Origin of the sequence: Buttiauxella agrestis ATCC 33320 (genome assembly GCF_000735355.1) — a bacterium.
GTDB classification, from domain to species: domain Bacteria; phylum Pseudomonadota; class Gammaproteobacteria; order Enterobacterales; family Enterobacteriaceae; genus Buttiauxella; species Buttiauxella agrestis.
Map to the genome: position 1 here is coordinate 93167 of NZ_JMPI01000029.1, position 19651 is coordinate 112817.

Here is a 19651-nt window from a genome sequence, read left to right on the forward strand (position 1 = left end):
GGATGTGTCCTTCAATTGCAATAAGCTGAGTCATTGGGTGAAGTGATGATACTCCAGATAACGAATGGTCAGAAGAGATGTGTGAAGAAAAGTTGACAGATAAGTCGCTGAATAGGAGCAATGCCGTAAAGCAAAATGCTCACGGCACTGTTTGTGAGTTACTCGACAGGGCGGGTTTTGCTTTTACTCATTGTCTCTTTGAGCTGAACCAGCAACTGCTTACGGAAATCACCTAAACGCGGTTTATCATTCTCAATCCACGGTAATGGGCGGCAAAGTTCCATCGCTTTAATCCCTAAACGCGCAGTCAGTAAACCGGCTCCAATCCCTTGCGCCGCACGTGTTGAAAGCCTTGCGGCGAGATCCTGGCCTATCCAGTCCATCCCCACTTCGCGCACCAGTTCGCTGGCTCCGGCAAAGGCTATATTCAGCAAAACCAGGCGGAACAGGCGAATCCGGCTGTAGTAGCCCAACTCAATGCCATACACCGTGGCAATACGGTTAATCAGACGCAAATTTCGCCAGGCAATAAATGCCATATCCACCATAGCCAATGGGCTGACGGCAATCATCAGCGTGGATTCAGCGGCAGAACGGCTGATCTCCCGACGCGCCTGGTTATCCAGCACCGGCTGAACTAATCGGGCATACAGCTCCACCACTTCGCGGTCGTTTTGTGTTTCGTGAATCGCGGCGTACCAGCGTTGCAACGCCGGATGACCATGATCCAGCCCGGCCTGGCGAGCCAGCTTTTCACAGAAGGCTTTCCCCTTACCCATGCCATGGCTGTGCATTAATTCACGGGCTTCATCTCGTTCTTCTGCACGCTGGCGCAAGCGCCATAAACGCCGCCACTCTGTTGCCACAGAACCGACCCCGGCGGCTATAATCAGCCCGCCAGCGATGCCACCGCCGAGGGCAATCCAGTCCTGCGTAACATAAGCGTTGTGCGTCCATTGGATGCCCTGCGCCACGACGCTGACACCAAACAGACCCAGACCAACCTGGACCATGCGCCGCCACAGGCTGCGTTTCGGGCGCAACGCCGCTTCAATGACGGCTTCTGCCTGCCCATCGTCTTCAACGTCGTCTAAAGTAATGAGCGCAGGCGTAAATTTTTCGGCCTCTGGCTCGCTAAAAGCGTGCGGCGCTTTGTAGGTATCTGCTTTTTCCACATCCAGCGGTTGCGCAAAATCGATACGCGGTTTTAATGGTTCGTTCATCGCAATTTATCCCCGATTAAAAACTCCAGCGCCGCATCCATGCGAATGTGCGGCATCGGCCTGTCCACATCCATCACCTGTGGGCGGAACTGTTCAAACTGAAAACCCTGTTTTTCCCAGAATGCGCTGCCCGGTAAACGCGCAGGCACTTCGCCGGGATAAACCGTTAACGGCTCGCCATCATTTAAACGATTGCCGCGTAAGGCCGGGATTTGTTCTCCGCGCACATCGACCAGGCCGCTTTGCGTCGCCTGCACCGATGCAAGCCCCATGCAATCCATGTCGATACCTTCGAACGCGGCATTTTGCCAGGCGTCCTGCACCAGTTGTTGAAGCAGCGCGACCATGTTGGCGTGTTGGTCGACGGTGACATGATCGGCCTTGGTGGCGGCAAATAACAGCTTGTCGATAACCGGCGAAAACAGGCGGCGGAACAGCGTGCGCTGGCCGTAATGGAAACTTTGCATCAGTTGCGTGAGCGCCAGACGCATGTCGTTAAATGCTTGCGGGCCGCTGTTGAGCGGTTGCAGGCAATCCACCAGCACAATCTGACGGTCAAATTTAAGGAAATGGTTCTTATAAAACCCTTTAACCACTTTGTCGCAGTAGTAATCAAAGCGCGTGCGCAGCATACCGATGTTGGTGGTTTTATCAGCCTGAGCAAGTTTTGACTCGCCGATGGCGTCCACATCCGGCCACGGGAAGAATTGCAGCGCGGGGGCTCCCGCCATATCACCGGGCAGCACAAAACGCCCCGGCTGGATAAAGTGCAAACCTTCACGCTTGCAACGCAGCAGGTAATCCGTCCAGGCTTCAGATATTTCTGCCAGTCGGTTTTCATCGGCAGGCGCGAGCGGGTCTAACCCTTCACACAATGTACGCCACTGTGCTGACCACTCGCCGCGATCGCCCGTCAGTAAACTGGTCATCTGACGCGACCAGGTGAGGTAATTTTGCGCCAGCATCGGCAAGTCCAGCAGCCACTCACCAGGGTAATCAACAATTTCCAGGTACAACGTCGAGGTGTCTTTAAAGTGACGCAGCAGCGAATCGTTAGAGCGATAACGCAGCGCCAGGCGCATTTCGCTCACCCCACGCGTCGGCGTCGGCCAACTCGGCGGGGAGCCATAAAGCTGCGCCAGTCCTTCATCATAGGTAAAACGCTGAATGCCTAAATCGCGCTGCGGCACACGCTTGACGCCCAGCAGACGCTCTTCGCGCACTGCGTTTAGTAACGGCAAACGTGCACCGTTATGCACGCTCAATAATTGATTCACCATCGCGGTGATAAAAGCCGTCTTACCACTGCGGCTTAAACCCGTTACGGCAAGGCGTAAATGCCGGTCTACGCCCCGGTTCATCAGGGCATTCAGTTCATTCTTGATTCTGTTCATATGCGTCCTGGCAGCACCCATCTGTGACTTTAATGAGAAAGGTTATGGGGGTAAATGGTGATAAATCAAAGGACATAGAATCATTTTACACCTATTTACACTGACGCATCGGCAATAGACAGCCCGTTACGTGTTCAGTAATATGCGTTATCTTTTGGCGCAGAACAGGACCGGTTCAGTCATGTCGCCCACCATTTATGATATTGCCCGCTTGGCGAATGTTTCCAAATCCACCGTATCGCGCGTGCTCAATAAGCAAACCAATATTTCACCGGAAGCGCTCGAACGTGTTTTAAAAGCGATTGAAGAGTTAAATTATCAGCCGAATAAATTAGCCCGAGGGCTAACGTCTTCTGGCTTTGATGCGATTATGGTGATCTCCACGCGCTCGACCAAAACCACGGCGGGAAATCCCTTTTTCTCTGAAGTGTTGCACGCAATTACCGCTCGCGCAGAACTGGAAGGTTTTGACGTCATTTTGCAAACATCCAAAAATAGTAAAGAAGATCTGCAAAAGTGCGTCAGTAAAATCAAACAGAAAATGATTAAGGGCATAATTATGCTCAGTTCACCGACCGATGAATCATTTTTTGAAGAGTTAGATCAGTACGCTATTCCGGTGGTTGTGATTGGTAAAGTCGACGGTGAATTCAAGCATGTTTGTTCCGTCGATACCGATAATTACCACGACAGTATCGCGCTGACACAAACACTGCTCAATAAAGGGCATCGTAAGATTGCCTGTCTGCATGCCCCGCTCGATTATCATGTTTCGGTCGACCGCCTTGCTGGCTTTAAAGATTGCCTGCGTCAGCAAGATATTAACCTGCCTGATGAATGGATCGTCGATGGTGGATATACCAATGAAACGGCACTTGAGGCAGCGCAAAAATTATTAAGCGGGGAGAATATCCCGGAAGCCATATTTGCCACAGATAGCCTGAAGCTAATGAGCATTTACCGTATCGCACAAGAAAAAGGAATCAAAATACCCGAGCAATTATCTGTTGTGGGTTATAGCAATGATATGCTCAGTTTTTTACTTTCCCCACCGCCAGGTGGAATCGAAGTGCCGACACTTGAATTAGGTACCGCAGGCAGTGCCTTGTTGTTTGATAAAATAACAGGGAAAGCAGCTCCGGGCAGAACAATCATTCCGACAACAATATCTTTGACAGACTCTATTACTTGATCTGAATAAGGCGGGTGAATTAGGTTTACCATGCTAGCGCAATTGGCGGGATTGCGCCCGCCAGTTGAATTGCATATAACTCAGAACGCGTAATTCACACCAACGCCCGCGTAATGGAACGTATCGTTCTCACCCTCGTCATGGTTTTCCCATTCGTAGGCATATTCCAGCGTCATTGACAGGCCGTTCTGGAAATCGTAAGCATAGAGCAGACCCAGGCGGTTATAGTCGTGGTCTTCGCGATAAATATCTTCAGACCAGTCCCAGTTTGTCCAGCGATCCAGCCCCAGTCGGGTATAAGGCGTTAAGGTGGTATTCCCTAAAGCAATCGGCAGGTAAGCGCGGATTTCCTGCGTTGAGAACTCACCGTTATTTTTATCGCTTTCGGTGTTAAATCCACGTTCCAAATAATAGTTAGTGCGCACAGAAACGGTTTCATTGATTTTCCAGGTAAATCCAGTTTCCGTTTCAATGCGGCTATCAGAGTACCCGGTTTGGTCAAGATCGTTATCAAAACGATAGTAGGCTAACCAACCGCTAAAGCTCCAGTCATTGTTGATATTCACATTCCAGTCAGGCTGGAATTTATAACGTTGGGTATTAGCTGTTCCATTATTAGATCCGTCATCATTTTTAAAGTGATAACCATAATTACGAAGGCCCCCGGTGAAACCCAATGACCATGCATCATTATCAACAATCTGATAGCGAATATCTAATTCAGGACGATTAAAATAAGTGCCACGCGTAAAATTACTATAGTCAGCAGAACCTTCCTGATACATCGTCATCGAGAGGGTCCACGCCCCGTAGCTGGCATTGAAATAGACCGATGGCTCATAAAGCCCGTCTTTATCGTCAGCCTGCCCTTCCACGTTTTCTATTTCGTACATGGCACCAATATTGTAATGCCATGCATCAACTTCTGCGGAATGAACATAGAGAGGCCCGGCACAGGCAATAAGCGCTGCGCATTGTATAATTTTTTTCATTTGATTTCCTTGTCAAAAACAACTATGAAGCCGGGAGTAACTTCCCGGCAGGGTACGGTATTAATTATTTAGTTAATGGTGCATTCGGTTTCAGCGTCAAAAAAATGACTTTTATTCATGTCAAAGGTGATTTTTATATTTTGCGCCGCCCGATAATCAACATCTGAATTGGCTCGTAGCGTTAATTCATGCCCGCCCACTGTGGCATATAACATAAATTCAGCTCCGGTGAGTTCGGCAACCGTAATATGTGCATCAATCCCCTCTTCTTTTGGTGATGGCAAAATATCTTCCGGCCGAATCCCCAATATCACTGGTTTATGCTGGTAGTCCGCGAGCTTTAATGCCGCATATTTATCTTCGGGTATCGCCAGTTTCAGCGTTTCGGTAACAAAATGGCCGTTATCCAACGTACCGCGAATGAAATTCATGGATGGCGAACCAATAAAACCGGCAACAAACATATTAGCGGGATGGTTATAAACGGTTTTAGGCGCCCCGACCTGCTGAATAATTCCGTCTTTCATAATCACGATACGCGTCGCCATTGTCATGGCTTCGGTTTGATCATGAGTGACGTAAATCATGGTGGTGTTCAGCTTTTGATGCAATTTGCTGATTTCCGCACGCATTTGTACGCGCAGCCGGGCATCCAGATTCGACAGCGGTTCGTCCATCAGGAACACGCCCGCTTCGCGCACAATGGCGCGCCCCAACGCGACACGCTGGCGTTGCCCGCCGGAAAGAGCCGCCGGTTTGCGATCCAGATAGGTTTTCAACCCCAGAATTGAAGCTGCCCACTGCACGCGTTCATCAATTATTTTGGCATCCAGTTTCTGCATTTTCAGGCCAAATGCCATGTTGTCGTAGACCGACATATGCGGGTATAGCGCGTAGTTTTGGAACACCATGGCGATACCGCGCGATTTTGCAGGAACATCGTTCATGCATACGCCGTCAATCAGCAGTTCGCCGCCGCTAATCTCCTCAAGCCCGGCAATCATGCGTAAAGTTGTGGATTTTCCGCAGCCAGAGGGGCCCACAAAGACGATAAATTCTTTGTCTTCGATTTCGAGGGTGAAATCTTTCACCACATGAACATGGTTATTATAAATTTTCTGAATGTGCTGCAACGAGAGTTGTGCCATCACGTGTTCCTTTTCTCACACAGCGTTCACGCTATGTTGGGTTAGCCAGAATGTTTGCAGAAGCGGCCAGTTCAGTTGCGCGGTATCTGGCAGCAATAAATCAGCGTTTAAGAGCTGCACTCCAATTCCTACCGAAAGCATACCGCTGGCGTTAATCGACTCGATTCCTGCCTGGGCATCCTCGATACCGATACAGTTAGCGGGAGCAACACCCAGCCCCGCACAGGCGGCGATGAATATTTCGGGATCGGGCTTTGAGCGCTGAATTCGGCTGGCATCAGCACAGAAATCAAATTGCTCGACTAAACCGAGCGCCTCAAGAATGCGTGGGGCATTTAACGAAACCGACGCCAGGCCAACGCGCACATCCTGCCGATGAAGTTCTTCGAGCAATGCCGCAATGCCAGGCAATACTGAACCGGGGTTCAATTGCTGAAGGGAGGCGACGTAGAAAGCATTTTTGCGCTCCGCCAGGCGATGTTTATCCTGCGCGCTATAGCGATGTTCTGCCCCGCCGCTACGCAAGATTCTCTCCAGAGAACCCATACGACTGATGCCTTTAAGCTGCTCGTTTATCTGCTCGTCAATCGCAATACCTATCTCATGAGCGATACGCTGCCAGGCCAAAAAATGCAGATGCGCGGTATCGGTCACCACGCCATCTAAATCAAAGATTACCGCCAGAGGTTTCATTGTTTCGTCCCTTTTGTGGTACCGCTCCCATTAACGGGCGCAAAAAACTCAGCCAGTAAAAAAGTTTGTGTACCAACAAATGAGACGTGCTTTCCACCCAGCCAAAGCGTTAGCGGTGTATTTTGCGCGCCAGAAATTGTGACGTGCTGGTGAGTTAACATCAGATGAATTTGTGTTCCTTGCCAGAAAAACGGCAGCGCGACAGATTGCCACTGCGCGGGCATTCGTGGGTTTAGGTGAAGTTCGCCCTGTTCGACGGTTAACCCAACAAACCCCTGTACCGCGCCCAGCCAGATTGCGCCCGTGGCGGCAGCATGAATGCCGTCGTCACAGCTATGTGGATCGTCGCCGAGGTCAATAAGGCCCGCCTGCTGCCAGAATTCGTAAGCTTGAGTGACTCGGTAACAACGAGCGGCAATCACACCGTGAATAGCTTTGCTCAGTGACGAGTCGTGAATCGTCCTTGGTTCGTAGTACCCAAGATTCGCCTCCAACTGTTCAGCCGTAAAACGCCACGGCAACATGTAAGTGAGCATCACCACATCAGCCTGTTTGAGGATTTGCATCTCGTTGACTTCAGCGCGTGAATAATCGAGCAAAATCGCCTGCGTGCCCTGCTGCTGTTTGTAACGAGTGAGATCGATAGTCGGTTTACTAAAGAAGGTATCGTCTTGAGCAATCAGGTTCTGCTCATTGGCAGGTGGCAGCCAAAGGCGTTCCAGAAAATCATCCGCGGCACTGACAAATGCAGCGTTCTGAATGCCGAATTGCTGCACATAGTGCCTTGCCCGCTCTACGTTATGGAATGCCAGATAATTGGTGTACGCGTTGTTATCAACATGCTCGGTGTATTCATCCGGGCCGATAACATCGTGCAGTTCCAGCCTTCCGTTCACATTCACCGCCCGGCTTATCCAGAATCGTGCAGTTTCCAGAAGCAGGGTCACTCCGCGTTCGCGCATGAAAACTTCGTCGGCAGTTACCTGATAATACGCATCAACAGCCCAGGCAATATCAGCGACAAGATGGTGTTCCGCCAGCGCTGAAGCAACCTTCTGGCGCAAACCCGTGCGGATATTAATTGCGGCAAACTCAGGGGTTTCCTCTTCACCCGTCCACGCGCTTTCCCACGGGAATAGCGCACCCTGCCAGCCGTTTTCCCGTGCTTTTTTCTGCCCACCACGCAAATTATGCCAACGGTAACTCAGTAACTGGCGGGCAATATGTGGCTGAGTCATTAAATGAAATGGCAGCAGGAAAACTTCAGTATCCCAGAAAACATGGCCTTTATAGCCCTCACCCGTCAGTCCTTTCGCGGCAATGCTACAGCGCTCGTTGTGAACGGGCGTCATGGCGTAAAGATGGTACAACGCGAAATCCAGCGCGATTTGATCTTCTTCATTCACGCTCTCGAGCTTCACGCGACTACGCTGCCAGTAACCATTCCAGACCTGAGCTGACTGCGCAAGAAGCTGTTCGTACCCGCACTCAACGCATTGCATCAGGTTTTGCAGTGCGAATTCCGCGCAGGTTTCAGCGCGATAGTTTTCATCAAGCGAGCTGGCAATCCAGCTAGTTTTCACCAGGCTGAAAGCTTCACCCTGGGCGACAAGGCCGCTACAGTGCTGTGTCAGACGGCGGTTTTTCGCATAAAAACTGCTGTGACTTTCAGATGGTAGCGCGCAATAACTGCTGATAATCACTTCGTTGCTACCATCGAGCGTGCGATAGCAGCCTTGCAAGTAACGCTGTTCAAAAACGCGAACGCTGGTTTCATCCAGGTGTTGACGGCCAGAGTTGGTTTGCGTGGCGTCGATTCCAGTGCTGATTGTGACTGTAGCTTCGCTATCCAGCGGTGTAATGGCGATGCGTGAACAAACCAGCGAGTGCTGCGCGGCAGATAAAAACCGCTGGCATTCGATTCGATAACGCTTGCCGTTTGGGGCCAGCCACAGCACGTTGCGGCGCAGCTCTCCGGTGGCAAAATCCAGCTCGCGCTGGTATTCCACGACTTGACCTGCCAACAGCGTGAAAATTTCACCATCCAGTTCGATGCGCATCTGCAGAATGTCTGGCAAGTTCACCAGTTCCGTCGTTTCAAGTGGCGAGCTGCGATGGTAAAAGCCCGCCAGATACATGCCGCGAGTCTGATCGGTATACGCTTCTTCATGGCAGGCGCGTAGGCCAAGATAGCCGTTACCCGCCGTCATTAAAGTGGCAAATTTATTCAGCGTATGGGGGCTAAATTGCGGCTCCTGAAGCCTTGTGAGAGTGCTCATAACTCTATGCTCTCTCCTGATTCTGCTGCGCGATAAATAGCCGCGACCAGTTGCTGAATAAGGTAGCCCTGCTCTGCATCAGCGATGCTGACCGGTGCGCCAAGCACATGATCAACAAAGGCACGCATACTTTTGAAGTGGCGTTCAGTGTCTGCACTTTCACGTTGTGACAATGTCACCAATTTACCCGCTTCATCCTGATAGATATGTGCCGGGAACAGCGTTGCACCTGCGTTCACACCGCAGAACTCAACGTTCATCACCGAAACCGGTTCTATATTCAGTGCGAACGAGGTTTCCAGTCGCAAGATACCCCCGTTGCGGAACTCAACAGTGGCAAACAGCGCGTCTTCAACGGTGTAGGTTTTGGGGTCCCACTCGCCAAATTGCCCGCTATGTTTGAGCGTGCCGAGTTTCTGGAATGAATGAGCATAAACGCGCTTCACCGCCGGGAATCCCAGCACGTACATGGCCGCATCAAGCATATGAATGCCGATATCAATCAACGGCCCGCCGCCCTGCAACTCTTTGTTGGTAAACACGCCCCAGCCGGGCACTCCACAACGGCGCAGCGCTTTTGCGGTGGTGACATAAATTTCACCCAGCGTCCCGGCGACCACTTGTTCTCGTAAAAACTGCGTGTCGCTGGCAAAACGGTGGTGGAAATCGTAAGCCAGCACTTTCCCGGCTTTACGCGCGGCATCACGCATTTCAGCGGCCTCTTCCGGCGTCATCGCTGGCGGTTTTTCACACATCACATGGCAGCCGTTTTCCAGCGCCTGCATAACATGCTGATGGTGGAAACGGTTTGGTGTACACACACTAATGATATCCGGCTGGCACTGGCGATACATTTCATCCGCATCTGCGAATGCATGTGCAATCCCCAGGCGATTTGCCAGGGACTGCGCTCGCTCGATATTGCTGTCGACGACAGCCACCAGTTCCAGTTCGCTTCGGGTCAGGTAATACGACGCATGTACGGTTTCTGCGACCTGGCCGCCACCGATAATCGCCACCCTGAGTTTTCGACTCATCTCACGTTGCCTCTTAGCAGGTACGCAAAAATTGCAGCGATTGCTGATATGCCGCTGCCGGATCTTCCGCACGAATGCGGCCTTCGTAGACGATGTATCCGTCATAGCCATCAGCGCGAAGCTGTTCGAAGTGTTTTTTGAAATCAATGCTGCCGCTTCCCGGCTGGTAGCGGTGATTGTCTGCAATATGTACGTGGCCCAACAAATCGCGGTTTTTATGGAACGCCTGGCTGATATCGTCTTCTTCAATATTCATGTGATAGAAGTCGCCGATGATTTGCGTATGTTTGAGTTGGTTTTCTTCGATATATGAGCGCGCATCCGCCAGGGTATTGATCATATGATCCTGATAACGGTTGAGCGGTTCGAGGTACACCTTTGTGCCGGTACGCGCGGCAACTTCATCCAGATAACGCAGAGAATCACTCACGGCTTTACGGTCACCCGCCTGACTGCGCGGTGAATTCATCGGCGGCAAACGATAGGTAAACATGCCCCACGCTGCAGGAACCACAATCCCATTGCCGCCCACTTCTGCCAACGCTTCCAGAATGCGGGTGATTTGTTGCAGTCCGTTAAGGCGGCGTTCTTCAATAAAATCGCCAATCCAGCCATCGTAGCCGCCACAAGCCGTGGTCACGGGTAGACCGGTTTCAGCAATTGCGGCTTTGACCGCCTGAACGTTTTCCACCAATAGCTTGCCGTCGATTTCAAAGCCGTCGAAGCCCATGGCTTTAATATATTTAAACTTTTCCAGAATATCTGGCGGGAAAAACGCCTGATTTTGAGTACCGATTTTCATGATTTAAGTCCTTTTAAATTAAAATAAAACGCCCATTTTGATGCTCAGATCAGGGTGTTGATCGACGTACTTCATGTAACTTTCCGCGCTATCGTGGAAGGTAACGACCGGGTCAATCAGGTCTTCGCAATTGAGATAACCGTTCATCAGCAGTTCCCAGCAAGTTTCTTCGATACGTTTGCGATCCCAACGCGGATAGTCCGGGTTTGGCTCGCTGCTGCCACGTGAGAAGACGATTTTTGCGTTGTTGAAATGCGCTTCGCGTCCGAGGTTGAAATCGTGGAAAGGTTTGGCGAAAGCGACGTAAGAGATGGTGCCGCCGTAGGCGATACCGCGCAGAGCACCTTGCAGCGCCTGGTCATTACCGCTGGTTTCGATAATCACGTCAGCGCCAAGCTTGTTGGTGATTTTCTTGATTTCGAGTCCGACGTCGGTACCTATCGGGTTCAGGCAGAAATCTGCGCCGTGGCGGGTGGCGATTTCGCAGCGATGGGCAATAGGATCAACACCAATCACCACCGATGCACCCGCTTTCTTCGCCAACTGGACAGCAATCTGACCAATGGCGCCGAGGCCCACCACCACGACAAAATCCCCTACGCGAACATTACCATCACGCACGCCGCTCATGGCGAACTGTGCAGGGTCGTAGCAGACGGCATTTTTCCAGCTCGAACCCGCGGGCATTTTGCGCAATTTATAGTTGTTTACAGCATTCGCAATGACCGTTTCCTGCAATGGGCCATAAGTACAAACCTGGTCGCCGATTTGGTAGTCGGTGACATCAGAACCACGTTCTATGACCTCACCCACCACCATATTGCCGAGCTGAAATTTACCAAACTCGATGCCGCGAGCCGCCCCTTCAGCACGTGGGACAAACAGGTTCCACTCGCTGTTGAATTCCTCATCAATGAACGGGCTGGCGCCGCGGAAATCCACTACTTCGGTGCCGTGTTTTGGTGCGCCAAACGCGACTTTAATTTTGACTTCATGCGCCTGTACCGGGCGATCTTCATACTCGACTAACTGGGCTACGCGCGGTGCGCTTGCGATTAACTTCTTCATTGTTCAACTCCGATATTTAAATTATTGGGTGGTTAACCTTTTACGCCGCCTGCAGTCAGGCCGCTTTTAATAAACCGTTCCGATAACGCATACATCACCACCACCGGTAATGCGGTCACTAATGAGGCGGCCATCATTCTTCCCCACACATAATCAGGCGTACTGAACAGCGTGCTCAGGCCAACTGGCAATGTGAAGTTTTCAGAACTGGAGAGGAAAATAGAGGCAAACAGATAGTCGTTCCACGCCACCATAAAGCAGTAGACAAATACGGAAACCAGGCCGGATATCGCCAACGGCACCGTGATGTAAAAGATGATTTGCAGGCGGTTTAAGCCGTCCATCATTGCCGCTTCTTCAATTTCGTCCGGGATGGTGTCGAAGTAACTTTTCAACATAAACACGGCAGTCGGCAGCGTTTGCGTCACCATGGTGATGATCAACGCCAGTTCGGTGTCATAAATTCCCAGGGCGGTGATGATTTTAAATAGCGGCACCACCAGCAAAATTCCCGAAAACATATACACCGCATAGAAACTGGCGTTGATGGTCATGCGCCCCTTAAAGCGCAGTTTAGAAAGTGCATACGCGCCAAGAATGCCAATCAGCACCGCAATAGCGGAGGACGTTAACGACACCACCAGACTGTTTTTGAAATAGGTCAAAAACGGGAAAATGAGCGGATTAAAAATGTCGATGTAATGCTGCAGCGTCCACGCCTGCGGGAAGATAGTCGGATGCAGGGAAATCGCTTCCTGCGAGCTTTTGAACGACGTCATCAACATGACAAAGAACGGGAACAGTGTGACCAGCAGGAACAGAGCCAGCCCGATGTAAAAGCCTACACGCCCGAGCAGTTTGCGGTTATTAGCAGTCATTTAAGATTTACCCGTTTTCTGGTCAGCAAGATGACGGCGAAGATGATGACGAACAACACCACAGAAATTGCAGCCGCCTTACCTAAGTCATTAAAGGCAAAGGCCGTTTTGTAGAGATAGACGCCCAGAATGTTTACTTTGGTGGTTAACAACCAGACATCGGCGAACATATAGAACATCCAGATGGTGCGCAGCGTGACCACGGTTGCCAGCACCGGCATAATCGCGGGCAGCGTAACGATTTTGAATTTCTGCCAGCCGTTAGCACCGTCCATTTCTGCTGCTTCATACAGCGATTTGTCGATAGTCTGCAAAATGGCAAGAAATGAGATAAAAGCATACGGGAAGTAGCGCCAGATGGCGAACAGCACCACCAGGAAGAAACTGCTACCGGGGTTATCGAACCACAGTGGCGCTTCGTTAAACAGGTGAAGCACGTCCACACCGAGGTAGTTCACAATGCCGTAGCCGCTGTTGAACATGTATTTCCAGGCGAACACCAACGAAATAGACGGTGTGACGTAGGAAAGAATCACCAGTGAACGCGCCGTTTTGCGCAGACGAAATTCACGGTTGAAAAACAGCGCCACGCCAAGTCCCAGACCGGTGCTGCCAAGCACCACCAGTGCGGTGTACCAGAACGTGGTCCATAACGAGTGCCAGAAAGCGGAATCCGTCAGGATATTGATGTAGTTTTCTAATCCGATAAACCGGGCATTAATGTTCGGATTCAACGGTAAACGCAGAAAACTTATTTCGATGTTCGACAGCATCGGCCAGGCGACCAGGCCACCCAGCAACAGCAAGCTGGGTGCGAGAAGCATCATGGCGAATGGCATGTCAGAGCGGCCAGAAAACCACTTCTTCATAATGACTTATCCTGTGGATCAGTGTTGTTTCATTAATTCAACGATGCGCTGCTGGCTTTTATCCAACGCTTGCGCCGTGGCCTGCTCGCCCACCGTCACCTGGTTCACCATCTCACTTAAAATGGCCGAACCGGTGATATCCCCCATGCGGGTAAAGTTCTTCTCACCCACCGAACCAAAGACCTGCACGTTAGCGAACTGCGCAATCAACTCATACGGGAGTGAACCAAAGGCTTTGATCACGTCGTTATTTTTGTAGCTATCGGTTTCGACCACCGCTTTGGTGACAGGCAGCGCCGCACCCGGTGACATCAATACCCAATCGGCAGAGTTCTGTGCTTTTTCCATGAAGGAGACGAATTTCTCGGCCGCTTCAGTCTCTTCTTTGCTTTGGCCTGAAGTGATGGTCAGAGAAGTGAGCATGCCGTACACCGCGGGTGATTTTTCCGTTGGCACGACAAAGCCCAAATCCTGCGGCGAGCCGTCTTTATAGAAAGCAGGCAGGATGTAGGTGGAATAGACGGCCATAGGCGCGGTGCCATTCATAAAGGCATCTTTAATTTCCATGACATCGTTGGAACCCGGCATGGTGTATTGCGCCAGATCCCGGTAGTAATTGAGTGATGCGAGCATTTCCGGGGAGTTAACCGTGACTTTCCCCGCAGCATCAAAGACGTTCGCCCCGTTGGAGAGCGCAAACTGTGAGAAGGTTTGTTCGGTCATCACGCTTTCAGCGGTAGGTAGCGCAATGCCATATTTTTTATTCGCCGTGTTGGTCATGCTGCGTGCGGCATTAAGCAATTCGGTCCAGTTTTTTGGCTCCGCGATTCCCGCTTTCGCCAGGGCAGATTTGCGATACCAGACGCCACCTAACCACGCGCTAATTGGTACGCCAGTAAACGCCGCGGCATCTTCGGTGCGTACCACGCGCAGCACACCGTCATAGAAACTGTTTTCCCCGACACCTGCGATGACCATTTTCACCGCGTCCCTGTCAATAAGCTGTTCTTTATCCATGACTTTGGCATAATCATGGCTCACTTCAATCACTTCCGGTAACGCCCCGGAGCGCGCAAGCGTGATGACCTTGGTGTTGTAAGCGTCTTCTTCAACCGGAACTTGCTTGACGATGATTTGTGGGTTTTCCTGGCTGAAACGCTCGATCAATTTGCTGATAACGGCCTGGCGTTCCTGCTCAACCGACGAATGCATAAATTCTATCGTGACCTGTTGAGGATCATCTTGTTTACATCCTGAGAGCAAAGCAGCGGCTATTAGTGCTGACAACAGCACCGTTTTAGACGTTTTCATGGTTATTCCCTTATATTAATAACTAAGCCATAACACCTGATAAGGTTGCATGTTGTAAGATTGCTTTCCGTTAATTTTTAGCCCGGTGATTAAGTCTTCGAAATTATTGTCCGGTAGCATGAAGGGCTGCGACACATGGCTTAAATTAAATAAGGCCAGGACGTTATCACCTTTATTTGAATGCCGTTTAATCACAAGCAAATTGTCATTAATACATTGCGTATTAAAAGAGCTACCAGGGTGGAACACCGCCTGTTTTTTGCGAACATTAATCAGGTGCGATAATTTTTTATAGACCTGCTCACGCAATTCGTTTTCACCTGATAATTGGCTTTCAATTTCATGCAGGTCATATTTCTGGCGATTTATAGCCCGATTGTAGCCCAGGCGTTCAACACCTGCATAATCGTTACGTGAACCAAGAATACTTTGAATGTATATTGCCGGGACGCCGGGGAATGCCAGCAAAATAGCATGTGCCAGGATAAATCTGGCCAGACGCTCTTCGTCACTGCTATCTCGTCGATTTAACGCATCCATATACGTAACATTAACTTCATACGGACTACGTGTACCATCCGGATTATTCTTCCAGTTAACTAATGCGCCTTGCTCCTGCAGTTCGTTGACCAGGTGCAGAATATCTTCTTCAGGCAGAATTCCGCGTAACGGATTAAGGCCGATACCGTCGTGAGAAGCAAGGAAGTTAAACCAGGTGGTATTGTTGTTTTCTGCGGTTTCTAAAGACGCAGCCCATTGGCTTAACACCCTCGCAGAACCGCTGTGTATAGCATGCAGAACCAACGGCGGCAGCGGGAATTGATACACCATATGCGCTTCGTCGTGACCGTTACCGAGGTAGGAAATATTGTCCTTGTGCGGAACGTTGGTTTCGGTAATCAGCACGGTGCCTGGTGCGACTTCATCAACAATAGCGCGGAAAAGTTTAACGAGTTGATGTGTTTTTTCCAGGTGAATACAACAGGTACCGGGTGTTTTCCACATATATCCCACCGCATCGAGGCGAATATAATCTGCCCCTGCGTCCAGGTAATGCAGCAAGACATCAACCATTGCCAGCAGTACTTGCGGATTGGCAAAGTTGAGGTCGATTTGGTCGTCGCTGAAAGTGGTCCAGATATGTTGTTTTGTGCCATCTGCCAGAATAAAGGGTGACAAGAGTGGCAATGCGCGAGGGCGTGTTACGGCTGACAAGTCAGATTCTGGATCGATTGATATAAAGAAATTCTCAAATTCAGGATTCCCTTCCAGATATTGCTGGAACCAACTGCTTTTCGCTGAAATATGATTGCACACAAAATCAAACATGAGCCTTGTTGATTTATTTAATTTTGCAATATCGTCCCAATCGCCACATACAGGGTCAACCTGATGATAATCAATCACCGAAAAACCATCATCTGATGACCATGGATAAAATGGCAGCAGGTGTATATGTGAAAAACTCTTACTTAGCCATTGATTATAAAAGTCGCCCAATGTTTTTAAGGTTTTATCATTCAGATGATGAAATTGATCGGCATAGGTAATGAGCACCACATCACTTTCGTCCCAACCTTGCTTGCGGGTTTTCATCCTGACATGCTTGCCCTGCTCTACCCGTGAAATAAAAGTATCTGTAACTGATTTATTTAACGTGTTGTCATAAATTGATGACAGCAATTCTTTAATTTTCTGCATTTTTAGTTTTCTCATGGGAGCGGTACCACGAGAAGCGAGACTACTCCCGGTTTATTTTTCTGTCAACGCAGTGGGAAATGAAGATTAATATTTGTGAGGTAACGCAAATTAAAATGAAACGGCGGAGAATGGAAAGAGAGAGATGGGAATGTTCCGCTCAAAAACGAGCGGAACAGGCTGGTATGGAGTGTTACTTCACTGATGGACTGTTGTAACGCGCTGAAACTTTGCGCAAAACTTTTGCCATCATGGGTTCAAGAATCAGTGCCAAAAGCATTTTCAGCGGGCGACGCGCTACCGATTTAACTGCCCAACCCGCGACGCCTGCAGGGCCATAACGCAGCGCCGTTAGCAACACTAATTTGCCAACGATTTTCAGGCCTGGCTTCGCTTTGTTCGCAGCCGTCTGGAATTTGGACATGTTATCTCCGGTGTAACGGTTAAGAATTTGCATGAGATCTGTTCGCCCTCACCCCGACCCTCTCCCCCAGGAGAGGGAGAAAGTCTGAGGTTAAAGCTGGCGGAAGCGACTACGCAATGTAAAGGTATCAGAGGTGATGTAGCGTTCCATGGAGCGTAAACGCTGTTCACCGGCTGCTAATTCGGCGTCCACTTCGTCCAGCAAATCACGGCTGGTCGGTTGCGGTGTTCCCTGCTCCGCACCCGCAGGCATGGGATCAAGGATAAAAGTCAGTGCGATGTAGGCGACCATAACAAAGAAAAACAGGCCAAAAATCATCGCTAAAACGGTAATCATACGAACCAGTTTTACTGGCACATCAAGGTATTGCGCGATACCCGCACACACACCTTTCACCATGCCTTTTTCTGGAATGCGCCATAATTTACGACCGGAAATTGAATTCACCATTATTTGTCTCTCCAGTTCGGATGTTCTGCATCAAGAATCTGCTCCAGCGACTGAATGCGTTCACGCATACGGCGTGCCTCATCAGTCAATTGTGCCAAACGCTGTTGTTCGCCCTGGGATAACTGCCCACCATTTGCAGCGCGGTTGTTGTAGTGCAACCACAGCCAGATCGGGGCGACGAACAACACAAAAATCGTTAATGGAATGGCAAGAAAAAGCGCGCTCATGTGTACTCCTTTTACAAGTCAGGCAACGGCAGCATGATACCCATGCCGCCGTGTAATTAATTACCCACGATCCTGGTTGTTCATTTTAGCTTTCAGTGCAGCCAGTTGTTCGCTGATTTCATCATCTGCTTTCAGTTCAGCAAACTCTGTGTCGAGGCTTTTTTGCTTGCCAAAGCCGTGGCTTTCCGCTTCTGATTCCATCTGGTCGATGCGACGTTCAAACGATTCAAAACGCGCCATTGCTTCGTCGATTTTGCCGCTATCAAGCTGGCGACGAACATCACGTGAAGACGAAGCAGCCTGGTGACGCAGGGTCAGTGCCTGCTGGCGCGCGCGGGTTTCGCTGAGTTTATTCTCAAGCTCACCAATTTCTTTTTTCATGCGCGCCAGGGTTTCATCGACATGCGCCATTTCATCTTCCAGGGTGGCAATCATGTCAGTCATTTTTTGTTTTTCGATCAGTGCCGCACGCGCAAGATCTTCTTTCTCTTTACGCAGCGCCAGTTCAGCTTTGTCCTGCCATTCGGCTTGCTGTGCGGTCGCTTGCTCTACACGACGAGAAAGCTGTTTCTTTTCTGCCAGCGCACGAGCCGAGGTGGAACGCACTTCAACCAGAGTGTCTTCCATTTCCTGAATCATCAGGCGCACCAACTTCTGTGGATCTTCTGCTTTCTCAAGCAGTGAGTTGATGTTGGCATTCACGATGTCGGCAAAACGAGAAAAAATACCCATAATTCAATCCTCTTTAGTCATTATTTCAGGTGCCCGGCACCTTGCTCGACAAGAATATTGCAAGGGGTGTGCCAACTTTTTATTCCGTTGATTTTAAACGAAATGATTAAATTTGACTCATTATGCATAACGTTTATAGTGGTGATATTCACTAACTATTAGTTAATTTAATCATGGCAGATAGTAAAGATAACCTGATTGGCGAAGCGAACAGCTTTCTTGAAGTGCTGGAACAAGTCTCGCGGCTGGCACCACTTGAGAAACCCGTGTTGGTGATTGGTGAGCGCGGCACCGGCAAGGAATTGATTGCTAACCGATTGCATTTTCTTTCACGCCGTTGGCAAGGGCCGTTTATCTCCCTGAACTGTGCGGCACTTAACGATAACCTGCTTGATTCAGAACTTTTCGGTCATGAAGCCGGGGCGTTTACCGGGGCGCAAAAACGCCATCCCGGTCGCTTTGAGCGGGCTGACGGCGGAACGCTTTTCCTTGATGAACTCGCCACCGCACCGATGATGGTGCAGGAAAAGCTGCTGCGTGTGGTGGAATATGGCGAGCTTGAGCGTGTGGGCGGCAGCCAGCCTTTGCAGGTCAATGTGCGCCTGGTGTGTGCGACAAACGCCGATCTGCCCCAACTGGCTGAAGAAGGCAAATTCCGTGCTGATCTCCTCGACCGCCTGGCTTTTGATGTCGTGAAACTGCCGCCGCTACGCGAGCGCCAGCCGGATATCATGTTAATGGCGGAGCATTTTGCGATCACCATGTGCCGCGAACTTGGCCTTCCCTTCTTCCCGGGCTTTACCGAAGAGGCGCAGTTAACCCTGCTGGATTACGCCTGGCCGGGAAATATCCGTGAGTTAAAAAACGTGGTGGAGCGTTCGGTTTATCGCCATGGTTCCAGTGACGAGCCGGTAGATGAAGTGATTCTCGACCCGTTTGCCCGAAAACCTGCGCCATTAAAGCAACAACAGGGTGAATTACCCCTGAGTCTGCCGATGGACCTTCGTGCCTGGCAAAACGAACAAGAAAAAATCCTGGTAGAACAAAGCCTGAAACAGGCGAAATATAACCAGCGTAAAGCGGCTGAATTGCTTGGGTTGACGTACCATCAATTGCGCGCATTGCTTAAAAAACATCAGATAGTTCAGGCCGAATAAACGTCCTTTGCGTTAACTTCAGAGTTGGGCAAATGCGGTAAACGCCGCAAAAAACAGCATTCCCCTGCTTTTTTTGC

General features: G+C 50.1%; 19 protein-coding genes. 2 read left to right on the forward strand and 17 right to left on the reverse strand.

All coding sequences use genetic code 11. From position 1 onward, the window contains the following. Positions 1-158: 158 nt before the first annotated feature. Positions 159-1223 carry a YcjF family protein gene (locus GBAG_RS09880; RefSeq protein ID WP_034495565.1) on the reverse strand — a complete coding sequence of 355 codons (1065 nt, stop codon included), beginning with the start codon at positions 1221-1223 and terminating at the stop codon, positions 159-161. Then, positions 1220-2617, reverse strand: a complete 1398-nt coding sequence (locus GBAG_RS09885) for a YcjX family GTP-binding protein (RefSeq protein WP_034495568.1) — start codon at positions 2615-2617, stop codon at positions 1220-1222. Before GBAG_RS09885 ends, GBAG_RS09880 begins: the two co-directional genes overlap by 4 nt. 181 nt (positions 2618-2798) lie before the next feature. Here GBAG_RS09885 and GBAG_RS09890 point away from each other — a divergent pair, with 181 nt between their 5' ends. Continuing rightward, a complete protein-coding gene (locus GBAG_RS09890; protein WP_034495570.1) occupies positions 2799-3809 on the forward strand; it encodes a LacI family DNA-binding transcriptional regulator in 1011 nt (336 codons plus the stop codon). 80 nt (positions 3810-3889) lie between these two features. On the opposite strand, the gene GBAG_RS09895 is transcribed toward GBAG_RS09890, so the two are convergent. The 15 genes from GBAG_RS09895 to pspA form a co-directional block, all read right to left on the reverse strand. After that, on the reverse strand, positions 3890-4801 hold the full coding sequence (locus GBAG_RS09895) for an OmpG family monomeric porin (RefSeq protein ID WP_034495572.1): 912 nt from the start codon (positions 4799-4801) through the stop codon (positions 3890-3892). Between the two features lie 68 nt (positions 4802-4869). Then, a complete protein-coding gene (locus tag GBAG_RS09900) occupies positions 4870-5949 on the reverse strand; it encodes an ABC transporter ATP-binding protein (RefSeq protein WP_034495576.1) in 1080 nt (359 codons plus the stop codon). Positions 5950-5964: 15 nt separating this feature from the next. Next, entirely contained in the window at positions 5965-6642 is a 678-nt protein-coding gene (pgmB, locus tag GBAG_RS09905; RefSeq protein WP_034495579.1) for a beta-phosphoglucomutase, read from the reverse strand. Beyond that, entirely contained in the window at positions 6639-8921 is a 2283-nt protein-coding gene (locus tag GBAG_RS09910) for a glycoside hydrolase family 65 protein (protein ID WP_034495581.1), read from the reverse strand. Before GBAG_RS09910 ends, pgmB begins: the two co-directional genes overlap by 4 nt. After that, positions 8918-9958, reverse strand: a complete 1041-nt coding sequence (ycjS, locus tag GBAG_RS09915) for a D-glucoside 3-dehydrogenase (RefSeq protein ID WP_034495584.1) — start codon at positions 9956-9958, stop codon at positions 8918-8920. The genes GBAG_RS09910 and ycjS overlap by 4 nt, the downstream gene beginning before the upstream one ends. Before the next feature lie 13 nt (positions 9959-9971). Then, positions 9972-10760 (reverse strand): 3-dehydro-D-guloside 4-epimerase, encoded by a 789-nt coding sequence (ycjR, locus tag GBAG_RS09920; RefSeq protein WP_034495587.1) that lies wholly within the window; start codon positions 10758-10760, stop codon positions 9972-9974. 18 nt (positions 10761-10778) lie between these two features. Beyond that, positions 10779-11828: a D-guloside 3-dehydrogenase gene (ycjQ, locus tag GBAG_RS09925; RefSeq protein ID WP_034495589.1), complete on the reverse strand. Its 1050-nt coding sequence runs from the start codon at positions 11826-11828 to the stop codon at positions 10779-10781. 32 nt (positions 11829-11860) lie between these two features. After that, a complete protein-coding gene (locus tag GBAG_RS09930; protein WP_034495592.1) occupies positions 11861-12706 on the reverse strand; it encodes a carbohydrate ABC transporter permease in 846 nt (281 codons plus the stop codon). Beyond that, entirely contained in the window at positions 12703-13575 is an 873-nt protein-coding gene (locus GBAG_RS09935) for a carbohydrate ABC transporter permease (protein ID WP_034495594.1), read from the reverse strand. Before GBAG_RS09935 ends, GBAG_RS09930 begins: the two co-directional genes overlap by 4 nt. An 18-nt stretch (positions 13576-13593) precedes the next feature. Further along, positions 13594-14886, reverse strand: coding sequence for an ABC transporter substrate-binding protein (locus GBAG_RS09940; RefSeq protein WP_034495597.1), 1293 nt, complete (start codon positions 14884-14886; stop codon positions 13594-13596). Positions 14887-14901: 15 nt separating this feature from the next. Then, complete coding sequence (locus GBAG_RS09945) at positions 14902-16587, reverse strand: sugar phosphorylase (protein ID WP_081908399.1); 1686 nt, start codon at positions 16585-16587, stop codon at positions 14902-14904. Positions 16588-16777: 190 nt separating this feature from the next. Continuing rightward, positions 16778-17041, reverse strand: a complete 264-nt coding sequence (pspD, locus tag GBAG_RS09950; protein WP_425591297.1) for a phage shock protein PspD — start codon at positions 17039-17041, stop codon at positions 16778-16780. A 57-nt stretch (positions 17042-17098) separates the two neighbouring features. Beyond that, a complete protein-coding gene (pspC, locus tag GBAG_RS09955; RefSeq protein WP_034495602.1) occupies positions 17099-17458 on the reverse strand; it encodes an envelope stress response membrane protein PspC in 360 nt (119 codons plus the stop codon). Next, positions 17458-17685, reverse strand: a complete 228-nt coding sequence (gene pspB, locus GBAG_RS09960) for an envelope stress response membrane protein PspB (RefSeq protein WP_034495605.1) — start codon at positions 17683-17685, stop codon at positions 17458-17460. Before pspB ends, pspC begins: the two co-directional genes overlap by 1 nt. A 60-nt stretch (positions 17686-17745) precedes the next feature. Next, the gene (gene pspA, locus GBAG_RS09965; RefSeq protein ID WP_034495608.1) at positions 17746-18417 is read right to left on the reverse strand and encodes a phage shock protein PspA; all 672 of its coding nucleotides are present in this window, start codon (positions 18415-18417) and stop codon (positions 17746-17748) included. 173 nt (positions 18418-18590) lie between these two features. Here pspA and pspF point away from each other — a divergent pair, with 173 nt between their 5' ends. Beyond that, positions 18591-19574: a phage shock protein operon transcriptional activator gene (gene pspF, locus GBAG_RS09970; RefSeq protein WP_034495610.1), complete on the forward strand. Its 984-nt coding sequence runs from the start codon at positions 18591-18593 to the stop codon at positions 19572-19574. Positions 19575-19651: the final 77 nt, after the last annotated feature.

Coding starts and splice junctions, on each gene's coding strand:
- ycjS (WP_034495584.1), bottom strand. CDS start 9,958: ATGAGTCGAAAACTCAGGGTGGCGATTATCGGTGGCGGCCAGGTCGCA.
- pspC (WP_034495602.1), bottom strand. CDS start 17,458: ATGGTGAATTCAATTTCCGGTCGTAAATTATGGCGCATTCCAGAAAAA.
- GBAG_RS09900 (WP_034495576.1), bottom strand. CDS start 5,949: ATGGCACAACTCTCGTTGCAGCACATTCAGAAAATTTATAATAACCAT.
- pspD (WP_425591297.1), bottom strand. CDS start 17,041: ATGCAAATTCTTAACCGTTACACCGGAGATAACATGTCCAAATTCCAG.
- ycjR (WP_034495587.1), bottom strand. CDS start 10,760: ATGAAAATCGGTACTCAAAATCAGGCGTTTTTCCCGCCAGATATTCTG.
- GBAG_RS09880 (WP_034495565.1), bottom strand. CDS start 1,223: ATGAACGAACCATTAAAACCGCGTATCGATTTTGCGCAACCGCTGGAT.
- pgmB (WP_034495579.1), bottom strand. CDS start 6,642: ATGAAACCTCTGGCGGTAATCTTTGATTTAGATGGCGTGGTGACCGAT.
- GBAG_RS09940 (WP_034495597.1), bottom strand. CDS start 14,886: ATGAAAACGTCTAAAACGGTGCTGTTGTCAGCACTAATAGCCGCTGCT.
- GBAG_RS09910 (WP_034495581.1), bottom strand. CDS start 8,921: ATGAGCACTCTCACAAGGCTTCAGGAGCCGCAATTTAGCCCCCATACG.
- pspF (WP_034495610.1), top strand. CDS start 18,591: ATGGCAGATAGTAAAGATAACCTGATTGGCGAAGCGAACAGCTTTCTT.
- GBAG_RS09935 (WP_034495594.1), bottom strand. CDS start 13,575: ATGAAGAAGTGGTTTTCTGGCCGCTCTGACATGCCATTCGCCATGATG.
- GBAG_RS09930 (WP_034495592.1), bottom strand. CDS start 12,706: ATGACTGCTAATAACCGCAAACTGCTCGGGCGTGTAGGCTTTTACATC.
- GBAG_RS09895 (WP_034495572.1), bottom strand. CDS start 4,801: ATGAAAAAAATTATACAATGCGCAGCGCTTATTGCCTGTGCCGGGCCT.
- pspB (WP_034495605.1), bottom strand. CDS start 17,685: ATGAGCGCGCTTTTTCTTGCCATTCCATTAACGATTTTTGTGTTGTTC.
- pspA (WP_034495608.1), bottom strand. CDS start 18,417: ATGGGTATTTTTTCTCGTTTTGCCGACATCGTGAATGCCAACATCAAC.
- ycjQ (WP_034495589.1), bottom strand. CDS start 11,828: ATGAAGAAGTTAATCGCAAGCGCACCGCGCGTAGCCCAGTTAGTCGAG.
- GBAG_RS09890 (WP_034495570.1), top strand. CDS start 2,799: ATGTCGCCCACCATTTATGATATTGCCCGCTTGGCGAATGTTTCCAAA.
- GBAG_RS09945 (WP_081908399.1), bottom strand. CDS start 16,587: ATGCAGAAAATTAAAGAATTGCTGTCATCAATTTATGACAACACGTTA.
- GBAG_RS09885 (WP_034495568.1), bottom strand. CDS start 2,617: ATGAACAGAATCAAGAATGAACTGAATGCCCTGATGAACCGGGGCGTA.